This window comes from Nocardiopsis coralliicola (genome assembly GCF_054779695.1).
On sequence record NZ_BAAGXT010000006.1, the window covers coordinates 101253 to 119830 of the forward strand.

Here is an 18578-nt window from a genome sequence, read left to right on the forward strand (position 1 = left end):
GCGCTGCTGTACGCGCCGCCGGGGCCGGATCGGGGCCGGTGACCGGCGGCAGCGCAAAGGGCCGCCTGCGGAGGAGTCCCTCCGCAGGCGGCCCTTCCTGTTCTCCGGCTGCTCCGGCCGGCGGTTCAGGCCGGGGCGCGGTCGCGGGCCGGGGCCACGGTGAGCCGGTCGGCGTCGCGGTCGACGTCGACGACCACGGTGTCGCCCCCCTGCAACCGGCCCGAGAGCAGTTCCTTGGCGAGCGGATCACCGATCGCGGACTGGACCAGGCGGCGGAGCGGGCGGGCGCCGTAGGCCGGGTCGTAGCCGGTCAGCGCCAGCCACTTGCGGGCGTCGGAGGTCACCTCCAGGGTGAGCCTGCGGTCGGCGAGGCGGGTGCCCAGATGGTCGACCTGCAGGTCGACGATCCCGGTCAGGTCCTCGCTGGACAGCGGGTCGAACATGATCAGGTCGTCCAGCCGGTTCAGGAACTCCGGCTTGAACGTGCTCTGCACGACCTGCATGACCTTCGTCCGGGCGTCCTCGGTCCCCGGCGCCTCGACGAGGAACTGCGATCCCAGGTTCGAGGTGAGGATCAGCAGCGTGTTCCGGAAGTCCACGTGCCGGCCCTGGCCGTCGGTGAGGCGCCCGTCGTCCAGCACCTGCAGCAGGATGTCGAACACCTCGGGGTGCGCCTTCTCCACCTCGTCCAGCAGGATCACGGTGTAGGGGCGCCGACGGACGGCCTCGGTGAGCTGGCCGCCCTCCTCGTAGCCGACGTATCCGGGCGGCGCGCCGACGAGCCGGGCCACCGAGTGCTTCTCGGAGTACTCGCTCATGTCGATCCGCACGATCGCCCGCTCGTCGTCGAAGAGCAGCTCCGCCAGCGCCTTCGCCAGCTCCGTCTTGCCGACACCGGTCGGGCCGAGGAAGAGGAACGAGCCGGTCGGCCGGTCCGGGTCGGCGATGCCCGCCCGGGCCCGCCGCACCGCGTCCGACACCGCCTGCACCGCCGGCTTCTGGCCGATGATGCGCTCGCCGAGCTCCTCCTCCATGCGCAGCAGCTTGGCGGTCTCGCCCTCCAGCAGCCGGCCCACCGGGATACCGGTCCACGACCCCACCACCTCGGCGACGTCGTCCGCGCCGACCTGGTCCTTGATCATCGCGTCCGGCTCCGGGCTCTCGGCGCCCGCGGCGCGCTCCTCCTCGGCCGCGGCGGCCTCCTCCAGCTCCGCCTCGACCTTGGGGATCTCGCCGTACATCAGCCGGGACGCCTCGGTGAAGTCGCCCTCGCGCTGGGCCCGCTCCGCCTGCGTGCGCAGGTCGTCCAGGTGGCCCTTGAGCTCGCCGACGGCGTTCAGGCCCGCCTTCTCCTCGTCCCAGCGGGCGACGAGTGCGTTCAGCTCCTCCTGCCGGTCGGCCAGCGTCCGGCTCAGCTCCTGCAGCCGCTCCTCGGCGCCGGCCGAGGTGTCCCGCTCCAGCGCCATCTTCTCCATGGTCAGCCGGTCCACGGTCCGCTTCAGCTCGTCGATCTCGACCGGGCTGGAGTCGATCTCCATCCGCAGCCGGGACGCCGCCTCGTCGACCAGGTCGATCGCCTTGTCCGGCAGGAACCGGGCGGTGATGTAGCGGTCGGACAGCGTCGCCGCCGCGACCAGGGCCGAGTCGGAGATCTGCACCTTGTGGTGCGCCTCGTAACGGCCCTTCAGGCCGCGCAGGATCGCCACCGTGTCCTCTGCCGACGGCTCGCCCACCAGCACCTGCTGGAAGCGCCGCTCCAGCGCGGCGTCCTTCTCGATCCGCTCCCGGTACTCGTCCAGCGTGGTGGCGCCGACCATCCGCAGCTCGCCGCGGGCGAGCATCGGCTTGAGCATGTTCCCGGCGTCCATCGAGCCCTCGGCCGCGCCGGCGCCCACCATCGTGTGCAGCTCGTCGATGAACGTGATGATCTGGCCGTCGGAGTCCCTGATCTCGGTGAGGACGGCCTTCAGCCGCTCCTCGAACTCGCCGCGGTACTTCGCACCGGCCACCATCGCGGACAGGTCGAGCGCGATCAGGCGCTTGCCGCGCAGCGACTCCGGCACGTCGTTGGCGACGATGCGCTGCGCCAGTCCCTCGACGACGGCGGTCTTGCCGACGCCGGGCTCGCCGATCAGCACCGGATTGTTCTTCGTGCGGCGGGACAGCACCTGCACCACGCGGCGGATCTCGGTGTCCCGGCCGATCACCGGGTCGAGCGCGCCCGACTCGGCCTGCGCCGTCAGGTCGATGCCGAACTTCTCCAGGGCCTTGAAGGTGTCCTCCGGGTTCTCCGAGGTGACCTTGGCCGAGCCGCGGACGCGGCCCACGGCCTCGGTGAGCGCGTCGGCGGTTGCGCCGGCGCCGGTCAGGATGCGCGCTGCTGCTCCGCCGTCCACCGCGAGGGCGATGAGCAGGTGCTCGCCGGAGATGAAGTCGTCGCCCATCTCCTGGGCGCGCTGCCCGGCGGTGCGCCGCGCGACGATCAGCTGGCGGGACGCGTTCGGTGTACTGACGGTGGAGCCGCTCGCCTTCGGCAGCGCGCCGATGGCCTGCTCGGTCTCGTCCGCCAGCGCGTCCGGGTCAGCGCCGATCTCGCGGAGCAGCGGCCGGATGATGCCCTCGCCCTGCTCCAGCAGTGCGGCGAGCAGATACACCGGCTCGACCTGCGGCGCGCCGTCCGCGGTGGCGCGGGTGACCGCTTCGTTGAACGCCTCTCGGCTCTTCGTGGTGAGTTGCTCGCTCATCTGTCTGCTGCCCCCTCCGTGCGTATCGCTCTGCTCCCTCCGGCCGCGCGGTAGCGCGCCGCGCCGGTCACGAGCCCTGCCGGCGTCCGCCCTCCTCGTCCTCCCGGCGGTCGGCCTGCCCCTGCGGACCCGGAGAACCCGGCCCGCTCGCAGGTCCGGGCTGCCCGGGCTGCGGCGGCTCGGCGACGTTGAAGACGGCGACCCGGGTGCGGCGCACCGGGATCAGCTCGCCGCCGGAGGGGCGCCGCACCGCCTCGCCGCGGCGGGCGACTGCGGCGCGCGCCGACTCCAGCTCGTTGTGCAGGTGGAACACCGCGTCGCGGAGCTCCTCCACTTCGTGCCGCAGCTCCAGGATCCGCTTGATCCCGGCGAGGTTGATGCCCTCCTCCTGGGAGAGCCGCTGCACCTCGCGGAGCAGCTGGATGTCGCGCATCGAGTACCGGCGGCCGCGGCCCGACGACCGGCCGGGGCTGACCAGCCCCAGCCGGTCGTACTGCCGCAGTGTCTGGGGGTGCAGGCCGGAGAGTTCGGCGGCCACGGAGATCACGTAGACCGGCACGTCGTCGCCGATTCCGCCCATACCGCGGTTCATCGCGCTCACACCCCCTTGGCCCGCGCCTCCAGGCCGCTGCGCGGGTCCTGGTCGGAGGTTGCGGCGCGGTACTTCTCCAGCGCCTCCCGGGCCTGATCGCTCAGGTGGCCCGGGACCTGCACCTCCACGGTGACAAGCAGGTCGGCGAGCGTGCCGTCGCGCCGCCGGGAGCCCTTCCCGCGCACCCGCAGGGTGCGCCCCGACGGTGTACCCGGCGGGATCTTCACCGTGACCGGCAGGCCTTCCACGGTCGGAACCCGGACGTCAGCGCCCAGGACGGCCTCGGGGAAGGTCACCGGCACGGTGATCGTCACGTTGTCGCCGTTCTTGCCGAAAACGGGGTGTCCTTGCACGTGCACCACCACATAGAGGTCGCCTGCCGGGCCCCCGTTCTCACCCGGCGCTCCCTTGCCGGCGATCCGGATCCGCTGCCCGTCCGTCACGCCGGCCGGGATGCGGGTCGAGATCTTCTTGCTGCTCTTCCCCCGGCCGCTGCCGTGGCAGGTGGGGCAGGGGTCGTCGGTGACGAGACCGCGGCCCTTGCACTCGCTGCACGGTTCGGAGAGGGAGAAGCCCCCCAGATTGGTGTTCTCGTGCCCGGTGCCGGAGCACTTCGGGCACACCCGCGGGGCGGTTCCGGGCTTGGCCCCGCTGCCCTTGCAGGTGGGACACGCCGTCTCGGTGCTCAGCGTGAACGACCGGGTCACTCCCTCGGCCGCCTCGCGGAACGACAGCGTGGTCTCGGTCTCGACGTCGGCGCCGCGCCGCGCGGTGGTGGCCGACCGGCCCCGGCCGCCGAAGAGGCCGCCGAACAGGTCGCTCAGCCGCTCACCGCCGCCGCTGCCTCCGCTGCCGCCGGTCCCGGCGCCGCCGGCCCCGCCGAACAGGTCGCCGAGGTCGAATCCGCCCGCGCCGGAGCCCCCGCCCGGCCGGTAGGAGGCGCCGAACATGGAGCGCGCGTCGTCGTACTCCTTGCGGCGCTGCTCGTCCGAGAGGACGCTGTAGGCCTCGGAGATCTCCTTGAAGCGCTCTTCGGCCTGCTCATCGCCCTTGTTGGCGTCGGGGTGGTTGGCGCGGGCCAGCTTGCGGTAGGCGGACTTGATCTCGTCCTGCGACGCCGACTTCTGGACCCCGAGGACCTTGTAGTAGTCCTTCTCGAGGTAGTCCTTAGTGCTCATCGACGTGTGCCTTCTCCCGCCTCGCGTGTGCCCTGCCGCGGCCGCCGCGGCCGCAGGTGTCCGTCCGCCCCGGGCGCGGTGTGCGCCCGGGGCGGACCGGTCCTACTCGTCCTTGCCACCGGCGGAGGGGGACGAACCCTCTGCGTCCGCACCGCCGCCGTCCGGGTCGGACTCCGAGCCCTCCGGGGCGGCTGCCGCGGGGGCGCCGTCCTCCTCGTCGGCGGGGCCGCCGACGACGACCCGTGCCGGGCGGAGCACCCGCTCACCGATGAGGTACCCCGGCTGGAACACCTCGATCACGGTGGCCGAGTCGGCTCCCGGCTGCGGCACGAAGGTCAGCGCCTCGTGCACGGTGGGGTCGAACTCGTCGCCCTGCGCGCCGTAGGAGCGCAGCCCGAGCCGGCCCACCAGGGCCTCGAGGCCCTCGCCGACGGACTTGAAACCGCCGGTGAGCTCCTCGTGGTCCCGGGCGCGGCCGATGTCGTCCAGGATCGGCAGGAGCTCGCCCAGCACCTGGGCGCGCGCCTGCTCCTTGACGGACTCCCGGTCGCGGTCGACCCGCTTGCGGTAGTTGGCGTACTCCGCCTGCAGCCGCTTCAGGTCGGCCGTGAGCTCGTTGACGCGGTCGTCGGACGCCAGTGCGGCCAGGACCTCGTCTCCGAAGGACGGCTCCTCGGCCCCTTCGGCCCCCTCGGCGGCCTCGGGGGCGCCGGCGTCCGCTGCGGGCGCCTCGGAGGCCCCCTCACCCTCGGGGGTGCGCAGCTCGCCTGTCTCCGGGTCGACCCGCCGCTTGTCGCGGATCACCGGGCCTTCGCCGTTGTCGTTCTCCGGCGGCGCCATCCGCCGCACCTCCTTCTCGCTGGGTAGGGACCGCGTCAGGCGCCGTCGCGCTTGCCGTTCTCCTCGTCGACGATCTCGGCGTCGACCACGTCGTCCTCCTGGGCCCCCGCGCCGGTGTCCGCACCGGCCTCGGCACCGGCGCCGCCTGCGGCGTCGCCCTGCTGGCCGTAGATGGCGGAGCCGATCTTCTGGCTGGCCAGAGCGACCTTCTCGCTCGCCGCGCGGATGGCCTCGATGTCGGAGCCCTCGAGCGCCTGCTTCAGCTCGCCCACGGCGCCCTCGGTCTCGGACTTGACGTCCGCCGGGATCTTGTCCTCGTTGTCCTTGATGACCTTCTCGGTCTGGTAGACGAGCGACTCGGCGTTGTTGCGGACCTCGGCCTCTTCGCGGCGCTTGCGGTCCTCCTCGGCGTACTCCTCGGCCTCGCGGACCATCTTGTCGATGTCGTCCTTGGACATCGCCGAGCCGCCGGAGATCGTGACCGACTGCTCCTTGCCGGTGCCGAGGTCCTTCGCGGTGACGTTCACGATGCCGTTGGCGTCGATGTCGAAGGCGACCTCGATCTGCGGCACGCCGCGCGGTGCGGGCGCGATGCCGGTCAGGTCGAAGACACCGAGCTTCTTGTTGTACTGCGCGATCTCCCGCTCGCCCTGGTAGACCTGGATCTGCACGGACGGCTGGTTGTCGTCGGCCGTCGTGAAGATCTCCGAGCGCTTGGTCGGGATCGTGGTGTTCTTCTCGATGAGCTTGGTGAACACGCCGCCCTTGGTCTCGATGCCGAGGGACAGCGGGGTGACGTCCAGCAGCAGGACGTCCTTCACCTCGCCCTTGAGGACACCGGCCTGCAGCGCGGCGCCGATGGCGACGACCTCGTCGGGGTTGACGCCCTTGTTCGGGTCCTTGCCGCCGGTCTGCTCCTTGACCAGCTCGACCACCGCGGGCATGCGGGTGGAGCCGCCGACCATGACCACGTGGTCGATCTTGTCGACGCCGATGCCGGCGTCCTTGATGACCTGGTTGAACGGCGCCTTGGTGCGCTCGAGCAGGTCGGCGGTGAGTCGCTGGAACTCGGCCCGGGTGAGCTTCTCGTCCAGGTGCAGCGGGCCCTCGGACGACGCCGTGATGTAGGGCAGGTTGATCTGCGACTCGCTGGAGCTGGAGAGCTCGATCTTGGCCTTCTCCGCGGCCTCGCGCAGCCGCTGCAGCGCCATCTTGTCCTTGGACAGGTCGACGCCCTGCGAGTTCTTGAACCGCTCGACCAGCCAGTCGACGACAGCCTGGTCCCAGTCGTCGCCGCCGAGGTGGTTGTCGCCGTTGGTGGCCTTGACCTCCACGACGCCGTCGCCGACCTCGAGCAGGGAGACGTCGAACGTGCCGCCGCCGAGGTCGTAGACGAGGATGGTGGCCTCGTCCTCCTTCTCGAGGTGGTACGCGAGCGCGGCCGAGGTGGGCTCGTTGATGATGCGGAGGACGTTGAGGCCCGCGATCGTGCCGGCCTCCTTGGTGGCCTGCCGCTGGGAGTCGCTGAAGTAGGCCGGGACGGTGATCACCGCGTCGGTGACGTCCTCGCCGAGGTAGGCCTCGGCGTCCCGCTTGAGCTTCTGCAGCACGAACGCGCTGATCTGCTGCGGGTTGAAGCTCTTGCCGTCGATCTCGGTGGACCAGTCGGTGCCGATGTGGCGCTTGACCGAGCGGATGGTCCGGTCGACGTTGGTGACGGCCTGGCGCTTGGCGACCTCGCCGACCAGGACCTCGCCGTTCTTGGCGAAGGCGACCACGGACGGGGTGGTCCGTGCGCCCTCGGCGTTGGTGATGACCGTGGGCTCGCCGCCCTCCAGCACCGAGACGACCGAGTTCGTCGTTCCCAGGTCGATACCGACCGCACGTGCCATGAGTTCGTCCTCCGTCAAGGTTGAGTGCTACGAGCGTAAGTTTGCTTCGCCGCTCGATCTCTGTCAAATCAGTTGAGTCTCATCGACTCAAGTTAGCTTCCATGGGGTGTCAACGCTGCACTGTGGAGTGTTGTTCCCGCAGGCCGGGGCGTTTCGAGGATCATGGGCGAACCCGGGCGAACGTTTGACTCGCGGGGTTCGAGATGATGCCGGGGGCGGAGTTTCCCGCGGTGCCCGGTGCGGCGCCCGCGCGGTGCCCGCGCCGCGCTCCGCGGGCGCGCCGGAGCGCGCTCCGGGCGGGGGGAAGCCCACGCGGTATTACTCGCTAGTAACATTCAAGGGGTCCGGTGTGTGGCGCGCCGGACGCCGACGCAGGATGGGAGGCCACGGACGATGCTGTACCTGATTCTGGGCATCATCACCTCGGTCTTCGCCGTGGTCGCGCTTGCCGCGTTCGTGCTGGGCATCGTCCAGATCACGCGGACCGTGGGTGTGGGCCGAGCGGTGGAACCGGAGCGCAAGGGGCCGTTCGGACAACGGCTCACCATGACGCTCATCGAGGTGCTCGGGCACACGCGGATGCTCAAGTGGCGCTGGGTCGGCGTCGCCCACTGGTTCGTGATGGTGTCGTTCCCGCTGCTGGTCTTCACCGTGATCGAAGCCCAGGGCGAAGTCTTCAACCCGCACTTCACACTGCCGCTCATCCACGACTGGACGGTCTACGGGCTCGCCATCGAGTTCATCGCCGGCACCAGCCTGGTCGGCATCGTCGGCCTGACGGTCTACCGCCTGCTCAACGGCCCGCACCGGAAGGGCCGCGACTCGCGGTTCACCAACTCCAAGACCTGGACCGCGTACTACGTCGAGTCCTACCTGTGGGGCCTGCTCATCGCGATCTTCGTGATCCGCGGCCTGAAGTCCGCCATGGGCGACTTCCCCTTCCCCGCCTGGGCCACCCCGATCTCCACCGCGCTCGGCCAGGTGCTGCCCGGCGATGCCGCCACCGCCGAGCCGGCCATCGCGCTCGTCGCCGCGTTCAAGCTGATCATCAGCTACCTGTTCTTCGTGGTGATCGCCTGGAAGCTCACCATGGGCATCGGCTGGCACCGCTTCCTCGCTCCGGTGAACATCTACTTCAAGCGCAACGCCGACGGCTCCCCGTCGCTCGGCGCCGCCAAGCCGATGATGGACGCCTCCGGCACCAAGCCCCTCGACTTCGAGGAGGCCGACCCCGACGAGGACCCGTTCGGCGCCGGCAAGATCACCGACTTCACCTGGAAGGGCCTGCTCGACTTCAGCACCTGCACCGAGTGCGGCCGGTGCCAGTCGCAGTGCCCCGCGTGGAACACCGGCAAGCCGCTCTCGCCGAAGAAGGTCGTGCTCGACCTCCAGAAGCACACCTACGAGACCGCCCCCTACCTCCTCCAGGGCATCACCGAGGAGACCCTCGCCGAGAAGCAGGACGAGTCGCACTCCGGCACCGACGTCCTCGCGCTCCTGGGCAAGCCGCTGGTCGGCACCGAGGAGGAGGGCGGGATCATCCACCCCGACGAGCTGTGGGCCTGCACCAACTGCGGCGCCTGCGTCGAGCAGTGCCCGGTCGACATCGAGCACATCGACCACATCCTCGACATGCGCCGCTACCAGGTCATGGTCGAGTCCAACTTCCCGTCCGAGGCCAACACGCTCCTGAAGAACCTGGAGAACAAGGGCAACCCCTGGGGCATGGCCGAGGACCGCCGGATGGACTGGATCTCCGAGGTCGGTTTCGAGGTTCCGGTCGTCGAGGACAAGCTCCCCGAAGGCACCGAGTACCTCTTCTGGGTCGGCTGCGCCGGCGCCCTGGAGGACCGCGCCAAGAAGACCACCAAGGCCATCGCCGAGCTGCTGCACACGGCGGGCGTGAAGTTCGCCGTGCTCGGCGGCATGGAGGCCTGCACCGGCGACCCCGCGCGCCGGCTCGGCATGGAGTACGTCTTCCAGATGCTCGCGCAGCAGAACGTGGAGACGCTCAACGAGGTCGGCGCCACCAAGATCGTGGCGAGCTGCCCGCACTGCTTCAACACGCTCGGCAACGAGTACCCGCAGCTCGGCGGCGAGTACGAGGTGGTCCACCACAGCCAGCTGCTCGCCAAGCTGGTCGACGACGGCCGCCTCACGCCGGTCACGCCGATCGACGAGAAGATCACCTACCACGACCCGTGCTTCCTCGGCCGGCACAACAAGGTCTACACGCCGCCGCGCGACATCATGGCGCAGGTGCCCGGCGTGCAGACCCAGGAGATGCACCGGCACAAGGAGCGCGGCTTCTGCTGCGGCGCCGGCGGTGCCCGGATGTGGATGGAAGAGCGGATCGGCAAGCGCATCAACACCGAGCGGGTGGACGAGGCGCTGACCACCGACCCCGACACCGTGTCGACCGCGTGCCCGTTCTGCCAGGTCATGCTCGGTGACGCGATCAACGAGAAGAAGTCGGCCGGCGAGGCCAAGGAGAGCCTCGAGGTCGTGGACGTCTCCCAGCTGCTCCTGCGTTCGATCAAGGGCGACGGAGCGGAGCCGGCCGGCGAGCCGGAGAAGGAGAACGCCTGATCCGACCCGCGCCGCCGCCGCGAACCGGCGGCGCGCGGCGGGCAGGGGCGCTGCCGCCCGTATCCGGGGCGCGCTCCCCGCACAGCGGATCATGAGGGCCCCGGCGCATGCGCCGGGGCCCTCGGCGTGCGGAGGGCCGGGACCGGGGGCGCCGCGGCCCGGAGCGGCCGTCGGGCGGGCGGCCCCAGGAGTGCAGTGCCCGCGGGGGCGGAGTCAGGGGTGCGTCAGGGGCGGCGGCCGGCGGCGTCGAAGCGCTCGGTCGGCTCGAACCGGCCCAGCGAGGGCGCACCGCCGGAGCGGACGCGGGCGGGACGGCGCGGCCGCACGACGCCGAGTACGCGGTCGAGCTCGGCTGTCGACAGGGCGCTGTCGGCCCCGGCAACGGCGATGAGGACGTCGGCGTAGAGCTCGATCTCTGCCATGGCCGCGTGGTCATGCAGGCGCGCGTCGGCGTGGATGTCGGGGTCCAAGCGGGCGCACCTCCCTGCGGGACCGGCCGCGGAGGCACCGGCTCCACCCCAGGTTACGCCCGGGTAGCCCACCCGGGCATGACTCGCGCGGGCCATTCCTCCCGTGCCGGGACTAGTCCCGCAGGGGGAGGGCGGCCCGCCGCCGGGGCGCCGCGGACGTGCTGGCCGGGCCGGGGCGCGCCGGACCGGCCGGCCCTGCAGGGTTCAGTCGGCCCGGCGCCACGCCACCGCGCGGTGCTCGGCGGCGCGGGCGGCGTACTTCTCCGGTGTCTCGGCGAACAGCGCGCGGTCGCCGTCGGTGAGTTCGCGCACCACCCTGCCCGGAACGCCCGCCCAGAGCGTCCCGGCCGGCACCTTCTTCCCGGGCGGCACGAGTGCACCGGCCGCGACCAGGGCGCCCGCGCCCACCCGCGCGCCGCCCAGCACGCGCGCCCCGATGCCGATCAGAGCGCCCTCCTCGACCACGGCGCCGTGCACCATCGCCTGGTGGCCGAGGCTCACCCGGTCGTGCAGCTCCACCGGCTCGCCCGGATCGGAGTGCAGGCCGCACTGGTCCTGGATGTTGCAGTAGGCGCCGACCAGGATGTCCTCGGTGTCGGCGCGCAGCACCGAGCCGTACCAGACGCTGCTGTGCGCGCCCAGGCGTACCCGGCCGACGACGACCGCGCCGGGCGCGACCCACGCCTCGGGGTGGATGTCGGGCGATCCGAAGCCGGCGTCGCCGACCAGGGCTCCGGGTGAGGCGGTCATGCTGGGCCCTCCTGGGGTCGTCGCGGGTGTGCAGCGGCGGCGCAGCAGCGGCTGCGGCACTGGACCGGGCGCTCGGCGGCCGGGCCGGCGGCGCGCACCGGCCGGCGCGGCTCCGGCGCCGCCGATCGCGAATACCTTAGTCGCATAGCCTGGAGCCCGGCCGGCGGAGAGGGGGTCCGGTGCATTCGGTGCAGATCCGCGCCGCACTGCGGCGCGCAGCGGCAGTTCCGACGCTGCCGGCGGGCCCCCGCCCGCGCCGCGCCGGCCCCGGACACCCCGGCATCCCGGCCCGCGCGGTATTGAGCCCGGTCCATCCGCACGGATACCGTGGGCGCTTCTTGGTGTTCGCCAGGCCACGCTTCGTACAGAGCTGCAGCACGACCCGCATCCGCCGCTCCACCGGACATCCGCGCCTCCGATCCGCTCCGCGTGAATTCTCGCCGATGCGTAGTGGGGGCGATATGGGAATGATGGGTGGCGGGAAGCGGGTCACCCTTCCCCGACATGCCGCCAACCCGGTTGATTAGGACATGAACGAGCAGAACTCAGAGATGGTGTCGAACCTCCTCCGCGAGGAGGCGTTCCCGAGCGCCCGCAAGGGCTACGACAAGCGCCAGGTCGACGACTTCGTGGTGCGCAACCACAACCACATCCGCGACCTCCAGGAGCGGCTGGCCCGGGCCCACGACGAGCTGGAGCAGCTCCGCCGCGAGCTCGCCGAGGCCAAGGACCGCGCCGCGTCGCGTCCCGAGCACGAGGAGATCAGCGAGCGGATGTCCACCATCCTCCGGATAGCGGAGGAGGAGGCCAAGGAGAAGCGCGGCAAGGTCGACAGCGAGGTCGAGGAGATCCGCTCCTCGGCCGAGGACGCTGCCGCCAAGACCCGCAAGGACTCCGAGGAGCACGCCGAGCGCATCCTGTCCTCCGCCCGCACCGAGGCCGGCGAGCTGGTCTCGGCCGCCAAGGAGGAGGCGGAGCAGATCCACTCCGCCGCGGAGAAGGACGCCGCAACGCGCGTCTCCGATGCCGAGGCCCGCGCGAAGAAGATCCACGACACCGCGGACCGCCGCCTGGCCACGCTCACCGCCACCCACAACGAGGCGGCCCGCCGCCTCACCGACATGCACAAGACGCTGGCCACCCTGCTGGAGCAGGAGAAGCAGGCGGGGCCGCTGGAGGCCGGGCTGTCCCGCGAGGACGCGCCCGCCAGCGTCCAGGAGCCGGCCGAGGCCGCGGCGCCGAAGGGTGGCCAGCAGGGGCCGAAGCAGAACCCGAAGCCGGCCCAGCAGGCCAAGCCCGAGCAGGCCAAGCCGGAGCAGGGCCCGCAGCAGCAGAAGGCGCAGCAGCCGAAGGCCGCTGCTCCGCAGCCGGCGGCTCCGGCCGCTCCGCAGGCGGCTCCGGAGGAGGACGAGGGTCCGTCCACCGTCCGGCTCAACCCGCAGTCCGGCCACGGGGCCGCACCGCAGTCGGCGCCGGCTGCTCCGGCGGCGCCGCAGGCGCCGTCCGGCGGCCACCAGCAGGCGCCGCAGTCGGGCCCGCAGGCGTCCGCTGCGCCGTCCGGACCGCAGGCCGCGCCGTCTGCTCCGGCCCCGTCGGGCCCGCAGGCGGCGATGCCGCAGCCGCAGGGCGCCCGGTACACCATCCCGGCCCCGCCGGAGAAGGACGCGGCCCCGGCAGCTCCGGCTGCGCCGGCCGACCCGGGGGCCACGGCGATGCACCAGCGCCCCGACCAGGCACCGCAGGCGCCGGCCGCCCCGCAGGACGGCGGCGAAGGCGAGGGCGTGCGCATCATCAAGCCCTGACGTCCGCGGCGACCGGGACATGTCGGGCGCCGGGGGCGGGACGCAGGTCCCGCCCCCGGCGCTGCTGTTCCCCGCTCCCGGCCGCGGGCCGGCCGCAGCGCGCAGCGAAACCGCCGCCGCAGCCGGGGCTCCGACCTGCTTCGTCCCTGCATGCAGGGCTACGTCGGCCTTGTCCGCGCCGGTCGGCTACGATTCGACCAGCCATGATTATCCGCCCCGCCATCAGGTCTGACCTCGGTGCGATCCTCCGCCTGCTGCGCGAACTCAGCGACGGGACCTCCGGTAGCAGCGCCGGTGTCCGCATGTCGTCCGCAGCGGTCCGCGCCTGGACCCGGATGGAGGCCGACCCCGACCGCACCGTCCTGGTGGCCGAGCGCCGCGGCCAGATCATCGGCACCCTGGACCTGATGGTGGTCGCCAACCTCACGCACGACGCCCAGCCGTGGTGCGTCGTCGACAACCTCGTCGTCGACCCCGCCTGCCGCCGCAGCGGCGTGGGCCGCTCGCTGATGGAGGAAGCGGCCGACCGCGCGGGGCGCGCCGGCTGCTACAAGGTGGAGCTGCTCTCGCACGAGAGCCGCGGGGGAGCACACGACTTCTACCGCGCGCTCGGCTTCGAGAACTCCGCAGCGGGGTTCCGCCGGCCGTTGTGAGCGGTGCCCCGAACCAGTGGCCCTCCCGCCCGCTGCCGGGTGCAGCCCCGTGCACGCGAACGCGCCCGGCGCCCGCGGCGGGCCGCGGGCGCCGGGCGCGCAATCGGGGGCCGGCCGGCGGTCAGCGGCCGGAGCGGAGCGGGATGGGCTTGAACAGGCAGACCAGCACGAAGCCGGCCACCGCGATCGGGAGGCCCAGCTCGAAGACGGTCTGCATCGACGTGTTGAACGCCCCGATCACCGCATCCTGCGCCTCGGCCGGCAGCGCATGGATGGTCTCCGGTGAGCCCAGCGCGGACTCGCCGAGGTCCGGCGGGGCCGGAGCGGTCCGGCCGGCCGCCTCGGCCTCGGCGGAGCGCTCCGCCATCCGGCGGGTCAGCTCCGCGAGCTCGGTGTGCAGGCGGCTCGTCATCACCGCGCCGAAGACCGCGACGCCCATCGCGCCGCCCAGGTTGCGGAAGAACGCCACCGCCGACGTCGCCGACGCCATGTCGGCGCGCGCCAGCGCGTTCTGCGCGGCGAGGATGAGGATCTGCATGCACAGGCCGAGGCCCAGGCCGATCAGGCCGACGCCGGTGCCGACCAGGACCAGCGAGGAGTCGGCCTCCAACCGGGCCAGCACCAGGTAGCCGAGGACGACCAGCAGCATGCCGATCACCGGGAAGACCTTCCACCGGCCCCAGCGGCTCACCATGAAGCCCGACGAGATGCCGGCGACCAGCGAGCCGCCGACCATCGGCAGCGTCATCAGCCCGGACGCGGTCGGGCTCATGCCCTTCACGATCTGCAGGTACTGCGGGAAGTAGATCATCACGCCGAACATGGCCATGCCGACCGCGGCGGAGGCGGCCGAGGAGAGCACGAACGTCCGGTCCCGGAACAGCCGGGGCGGCAGGATCGGGTCGGATGCGCGGCGCTCGGCCAGCACCGCGAAGACCGTCAGCGCCACTGCGGCGGCGGCCAGTGCGTAGGCCGGGGCCGAGTTCCAGGCGAACTCCTTGCCGGCCAGGCTCAGCAGCAGCATGACGGCGCTCGCTGCGCCGACGATGCAGGTGGCGCCCCACCAGTCCACCCGGGCGCCGCTCTGCGGCCGGGACGGCAGCCGCAGCAGCCGCTGGATGCTGATGAACGCCACCACCGCGACGGGCACCGTGATGAAGAAGCACCAGCGCCACCCGAGCGGGCTGTCGACCAGGAAGCCGCCCAGCAGCGGCCCGGCGATGGTGGAGACCGCGAACACCGACCCGAGGAAGCCGGAGTAGCGGCCGCGCTCCCGCGGCTCCACGACGTCGCCGAGGATCACCTGCGGCAGCGTCGCGAGTCCGCCGGCTCCGATGCCCTGCACGAACCGAGCGGCGATCAGCCACGTCATGTCCTGGGCGAACCCGGCCGCGACCGAGGAGCAGATGAAGATGACCAGCGCCGTCTGGAACAGCAGCTTCCGGCCCCAGATGTCGGAGAGCTTGCCCCACAGCGGGGTCGACGCCGTCATGGTCAGCAGTGTTGCGCTGGCGACCCAGGAGAGCTTGTCCTGTCCGCCGAGGTCGCCCACGATCGTCGGCAGCGCGGTGCCGACGATCGACGTGGTGAGCATGGAGGTCAGCATCGCCAGCATGAGCGCGATGAGGATCTCGATGATCTGGCGCTGGCCGTAGGCGGGCGCCTCGGCCTCCACCGGCTGCTCCGGAGCCGCCGCCGCTGCGCCGCGCTGGGCCGCGCCCTTCCGGGGGGCGGTGCCGTGGGCGGTGCCGCCGTGCAGGGTGCCGGTGGCCGGTGCGCGCTCCGCCGCCCGTTCCCGTCCCTGCTCCGCCGCCTGGTCTGTCACTGTGTGTCCCCCTCACACGGCTGCCGTGCCGGCCGCCTGCCCCCGGTTCGGCCGCGCACGCAGGGCCCCGCGGCGCGCAGCACAGCGCGTCCCGGTGGGGTCGGGGTGGTCGGTCGTGGAGCCGGGTGCGGGGCAGAGCCAGGGCAGACGCCATAGCGGATCTCCGCATGCGGATCGCACCGCGGCGAGCGGTACCGGAGGGAGAAATCGGCCGATGTCACCCTCCGGTATAAGTAAACACTGTTGACTTGTCAAGCCCGGCCGTTATGGTTCGGTGCCCCGGGCATGGTTCGATAAGGGGCGGTCCGGTGGGCGGCGGGACGGAGCCGGAATGGTGTCCTCCCCGGTCACCGGGGTGCCGTCCGGAAATCGGGCGGTGCCGGCGGCGCGCAGCCGGCGCACCGCGCGGGATCCGACGAGGGGGCAGCAATGGGGCACCCGGGCGCAGAATCCGAGGACGGGTGCTCCGGGCGGCCGCGCGATCGAGAGGCGACGCGGCGGCGCATCCTGGACAGCGCCCGCGCGCTGTTCACCGCGGAGGGCTACCAGTCGGTCTCCTCGCGGCGCATCGCGGCGCACGCCGGGGTCAACGTGGCGCTGATCAACCGCTACTTCGGGGCCAAGCGCGGCCTGCTCGCCGAGGTCATCGCCGAGGAAGCGGCGTTCCCCGGCATCATCGGCGGCTCGCGCGAGGAGCTGCCGCGCCGCCTCGCCGAGCACGTCGTGGACCGCTCGCTGGCAGGCGGAACCCCGCTCTCCCGCGCGCTCGAGCACTCCGCGGGCGATCCCGATCTGGCGTCGGTGCACCGGGAGCGGCTGGAGAACGCGATCATCGCGCCGCTGGCCGAGGCGATCGGCGGGCCCAGCGCCCGTGCGCGGGCCGCCCTGGTGGTGTCGATGCTGCTGGGCGTCGGCCTGGTGCGGCGCGTGGAAGGCGCCGCCGACCTGGTCTCCTACGACCGCGAGCGGCTGATCCGCCGGCTCGTCAGCATCATCGACGCCTGTCTTGAGCTCTCCCCCGAGGAGGCCGCTGCCGCCACCGCCGCAGACACGGCTGCGGCGGATACCGCCGAAGAGGACTGAGTCCGGCCCCTGCCGCTGCCTCCCATCGGATTCCGCGCCCTGCGGCGCCCTGCCGGCTGCCTGCTGGAACTGCCATTGCCCGCACCCGGTGGTTTCGAACCCACTTGGCCGACAGATCTCCGTTTCTCGAGGCAGATTTTACGCAACACGCCTTGCGGGCACCCTCCGCGGAAAATCGGCACCTCCTGTGTTTCGCTGTGGAGCCATGCGGCCCGTGCCGGAATGGTGCGGATGCCGCTGCCGTAAATCATCGGCTCCGCACTATCGGAAAACGTGGGGGAAGAGCATGGACGGGGAACGGGGACCTGTGCCCGCTGCGGTCGGCGGCCGGCCCGCGGGGGTGCGGGCGCCAGCGGCCGCACCGCAGCCGGCGGCACGGGGGCGTGCGGTGCGCGGGCAGGAGGCCCGGGGGCGCCGCGGAGGCGCCCGGAACGGGGAGCGCAGTGCGGACGCGGGGGGCGCGGCGGCCCGTCGGCGCAGTAAACGCGGGGCCCGGGCCCTGCCGGCGAGGGTGGCCCGACATCGGGTCCGAGATTCCGGCCGCACCGCCGGGCGCACCATCGTCGTCTTATCGGCGCTGCTCTGGCTCGGTGCGGGCGGAGCAGTGGCGGCCGAGGAGGCCGCCGCGGGAACGGTCGCCCAGAAGGCCGCCGACTACGCGCTCTCGCAGGTCGGCGCACCGTACCGGTACGGCGGGAACGGCCCCAGCGGATTCGACTGCTCCGGGCTGGCGCAGTGGTCCTACAAAAAGGCCGGAAAATCGATCGGCCGCACCACCTATGACCAGTTCGCCCAAGGAAAGGCCGTCTCCAAGGCCAATCTGAAAAAGGGCGACCTGGTCTTCTTCTATTCCGGGCCCTCGCACGTCGGGATCTCGCTCGGCGACGGGCGGATGGTGCACGCGCCCAGCTCAGGAAAGCAGATCCAGATCGTCAAGACCTCCGACTACTGGGACGCCCACTACAAGGGCGCCCGCCGGATGGCCTGACCCGCGTGCCGGCGCCCGCTCCGCCGGCCGCCTTCCGCCGACCTGACGCGCGTGCGCGCCCCGGACCGGGGTCCGGGGCGCTGCAGCGGCCGGTTCAGCCGAGCACGATCGCGCCGGCGAGCAGCGCGACACCGAAGTCCACCGCGCCGCTGCCGGTCGCGATGGCCCGTCCCCCCTGGCAGCTGGTGCCGGAGTAGAGGGCGAACTTCGTGTCGGAGTCGGCTTCGAGGGCCACCACGCCGCCCTGCTCGGAGTCGAGGGGGCGGCACCCGCCGCCCTCCACCTCCTGGCGGTGGCCGGATTCGAAGACGACGGTTACCGAGGCGCGGCTGCGCTCGCCGCCCCGGTGGCCCCGGGCTCCGGCGAGCGTGGCGGACATGGTGGCGAGGTTCGCGGGACGGATCGGCACGGGCGGCGTCCTCTGCTCCGAGACGGATTATTCACTGAACGTCATTATCGTGTTCGGAGAGTGAGCATCCGCGGTGGTCTGCCGGTGTGTCGGGGCATTCGCCGACATGGCGCCCCTGGAGCGGAACGCGTCCGCCGCCGGGCGGGCAGGGACCGGTCTCAGGCCGCGCGCGACGCCAGTCCCGGGTAGTCGAGCACGAGGCCCGAGGCGTCGTAGACCAGCCTGCAGGCCACGTCGAACGCGGGAGCGGCGTAGTCGAAGTGCTGCTCCGACCCGCCGCAGGGGACCCGCGCATACCCCTGCTCGAGGCGCTCGACCGCCAGGCCGCCGACGCGGACGAAGGCGGCCGGGGCATCGGCCCGCTCGCCTGCACCGAGCGCAAGGCGGCGCAGGGGGAGCGCGTTGGTCACGACCGAGGCTTCCAGGTCGACGTCGCGGCATCCGCCGAGCTCCGGAGCCGGTGATCCGTCCACCCGCCACGCGCCCGCGCCGTCGGATTCCAGCAGCACGGAGCCGGCTGCCTCGGCCGAACGCACGGAGACCCGGGCACTGCGGGTGGCGCCTTCGGCGTTAAGGGCGATGTCGTAGTCGGCCACCCAGGGGCGGCCCTCCTCAACGGCGGTGGTGCAGCCGGTGATCCGGGATCCGCCGCTCCCTCCGGAGGGGCTGGCCGCTGAGAAGCAGGCGACTTCGAAGCCGTCGCGTGCGCCGTGGTGCCGCCAGGCGGCGGTGCGGGGAAAGGGGCGGAAGCTCATGGGGAACA

At 72.3% G+C, this 18578-nt stretch carries 15 protein-coding genes; 5 read left to right on the forward strand and 10 right to left on the reverse strand.

The window, feature by feature from the left end; translation table 11 throughout:
• Positions 1-125: 125 nt before the first annotated feature.
• The 5 genes from clpB to dnaK all read right to left on the reverse strand — a co-directional run bounded on the left by clpB (position 126) and on the right by dnaK (position 7246).
• Positions 126-2744, reverse strand: coding sequence for an ATP-dependent chaperone ClpB (gene clpB / locus ACYVGT_RS07160; RefSeq protein WP_460855637.1), 2619 nt, complete (start codon positions 2742-2744; stop codon positions 126-128).
• 67 nt (positions 2745-2811) lie between these two features.
• Positions 2812-3336: a heat shock protein transcriptional repressor HspR gene (locus ACYVGT_RS07165; protein WP_460855715.1), complete on the reverse strand. Its 525-nt coding sequence runs from the start codon at positions 3334-3336 to the stop codon at positions 2812-2814.
• A 5-nt stretch (positions 3337-3341) separates the two neighbouring features.
• Entirely contained in the window at positions 3342-4514 is a 1173-nt protein-coding gene (dnaJ, locus tag ACYVGT_RS07170) for a molecular chaperone DnaJ (protein ID WP_460855638.1), read from the reverse strand.
• A gap of 102 nt (positions 4515-4616) precedes the next feature.
• Positions 4617-5354 (reverse strand): nucleotide exchange factor GrpE, encoded by a 738-nt coding sequence (gene grpE / locus ACYVGT_RS07175; RefSeq protein ID WP_460855639.1) that lies wholly within the window; start codon positions 5352-5354, stop codon positions 4617-4619.
• A gap of 35 nt (positions 5355-5389) precedes the next feature.
• Complete coding sequence (dnaK, locus tag ACYVGT_RS07180) at positions 5390-7246, reverse strand: molecular chaperone DnaK (protein WP_460855716.1); 1857 nt, start codon at positions 7244-7246, stop codon at positions 5390-5392.
• Between the two features lie 393 nt (positions 7247-7639).
• On the opposite strand from dnaK, the gene ACYVGT_RS07185 reads away from it, so the two are divergent.
• Positions 7640-9835, forward strand: a complete 2196-nt coding sequence (locus tag ACYVGT_RS07185; protein ID WP_460855640.1) for a (Fe-S)-binding protein — start codon at positions 7640-7642, stop codon at positions 9833-9835.
• A 224-nt stretch (positions 9836-10059) separates the two neighbouring features.
• On the opposite strand, the gene ACYVGT_RS07190 is transcribed toward ACYVGT_RS07185, so the two are convergent.
• Together ACYVGT_RS07190 and ACYVGT_RS07195 are read right to left on the reverse strand one after the other, a co-directional pair.
• Entirely contained in the window at positions 10060-10305 is a 246-nt protein-coding gene (locus ACYVGT_RS07190) for a hypothetical protein (protein ID WP_460855641.1), read from the reverse strand.
• A 204-nt stretch (positions 10306-10509) separates the two neighbouring features.
• A complete protein-coding gene (locus tag ACYVGT_RS07195; RefSeq protein WP_460855642.1) occupies positions 10510-11055 on the reverse strand; it encodes a gamma carbonic anhydrase family protein in 546 nt (181 codons plus the stop codon).
• Positions 11056-11585: 530 nt separating this feature from the next.
• Between ACYVGT_RS07195 and ACYVGT_RS07200 the strand changes: the two genes are divergently transcribed.
• Both ACYVGT_RS07200 and ACYVGT_RS07205 read left to right on the forward strand, forming a co-directional pair.
• The gene (locus ACYVGT_RS07200; RefSeq protein WP_460855643.1) at positions 11586-12857 is read left to right on the forward strand and encodes a DivIVA domain-containing protein; all 1272 of its coding nucleotides are present in this window, start codon (positions 11586-11588) and stop codon (positions 12855-12857) included.
• Between the two features lie 203 nt (positions 12858-13060).
• Positions 13061-13510, forward strand: coding sequence for a GNAT family N-acetyltransferase (locus ACYVGT_RS07205; RefSeq protein ID WP_460855644.1), 450 nt, complete (start codon positions 13061-13063; stop codon positions 13508-13510).
• A 121-nt stretch (positions 13511-13631) separates the two neighbouring features.
• Here ACYVGT_RS07205 and ACYVGT_RS07210 read toward each other — a convergent pair whose 3' ends face one another.
• Positions 13632-15185 carry an MDR family MFS transporter gene (locus tag ACYVGT_RS07210; protein WP_460855717.1) on the reverse strand — a complete coding sequence of 518 codons (1554 nt, stop codon included), beginning with the start codon at positions 15183-15185 and terminating at the stop codon, positions 13632-13634.
• Between the two features lie 579 nt (positions 15186-15764).
• Here ACYVGT_RS07210 and ACYVGT_RS07215 point away from each other — a divergent pair.
• Both ACYVGT_RS07215 and ACYVGT_RS07220 read left to right on the forward strand, forming a co-directional pair.
• The gene (locus ACYVGT_RS07215; protein ID WP_460855645.1) at positions 15765-16418 is read left to right on the forward strand and encodes a TetR/AcrR family transcriptional regulator; all 654 of its coding nucleotides are present in this window, start codon (positions 15765-15767) and stop codon (positions 16416-16418) included.
• A gap of 511 nt (positions 16419-16929) precedes the next feature.
• Complete coding sequence (locus ACYVGT_RS07220) at positions 16930-17406, forward strand: C40 family peptidase (protein ID WP_460855646.1); 477 nt, start codon at positions 16930-16932, stop codon at positions 17404-17406.
• A gap of 94 nt (positions 17407-17500) precedes the next feature.
• On the opposite strand, the gene ACYVGT_RS07225 is transcribed toward ACYVGT_RS07220, so the two are convergent.
• Positions 17501-17815 (reverse strand): phosphatase, encoded by a 315-nt coding sequence (locus tag ACYVGT_RS07225; RefSeq protein WP_460855647.1) that lies wholly within the window; start codon positions 17813-17815, stop codon positions 17501-17503.
• A gap of 158 nt (positions 17816-17973) precedes the next feature.
• Entirely contained in the window at positions 17974-18570 is a 597-nt protein-coding gene (locus ACYVGT_RS07230; RefSeq protein WP_460855648.1) for a putative glycolipid-binding domain-containing protein, read from the reverse strand.
• Between the last annotated feature and the right edge of the window lie 8 nt (positions 18571-18578).

Coding starts and splice junctions, on each gene's coding strand:
- grpE (WP_460855639.1), bottom strand. CDS start 5,354: ATGGCGCCGCCGGAGAACGACAACGGCGAAGGCCCGGTGATCCGCGAC.
- ACYVGT_RS07185 (WP_460855640.1), top strand. CDS start 7,640: ATGCTGTACCTGATTCTGGGCATCATCACCTCGGTCTTCGCCGTGGTC.
- ACYVGT_RS07165 (WP_460855715.1), bottom strand. CDS start 3,336: ATGAACCGCGGTATGGGCGGAATCGGCGACGACGTGCCGGTCTACGTG.
- clpB (WP_460855637.1), bottom strand. CDS start 2,744: ATGAGCGAGCAACTCACCACGAAGAGCCGAGAGGCGTTCAACGAAGCG.
- ACYVGT_RS07230 (WP_460855648.1), bottom strand. CDS start 18,570: ATGAGCTTCCGCCCCTTTCCCCGCACCGCCGCCTGGCGGCACCACGGC.
- dnaK (WP_460855716.1), bottom strand. CDS start 7,246: ATGGCACGTGCGGTCGGTATCGACCTGGGAACGACGAACTCGGTCGTC.
- ACYVGT_RS07195 (WP_460855642.1), bottom strand. CDS start 11,055: ATGACCGCCTCACCCGGAGCCCTGGTCGGCGACGCCGGCTTCGGATCG.
- dnaJ (WP_460855638.1), bottom strand. CDS start 4,514: ATGAGCACTAAGGACTACCTCGAGAAGGACTACTACAAGGTCCTCGGG.
- ACYVGT_RS07215 (WP_460855645.1), top strand. CDS start 15,765: ATGGGGCACCCGGGCGCAGAATCCGAGGACGGGTGCTCCGGGCGGCCG.
- ACYVGT_RS07200 (WP_460855643.1), top strand. CDS start 11,586: ATGAACGAGCAGAACTCAGAGATGGTGTCGAACCTCCTCCGCGAGGAG.
- ACYVGT_RS07205 (WP_460855644.1), top strand. CDS start 13,061: ATGATTATCCGCCCCGCCATCAGGTCTGACCTCGGTGCGATCCTCCGC.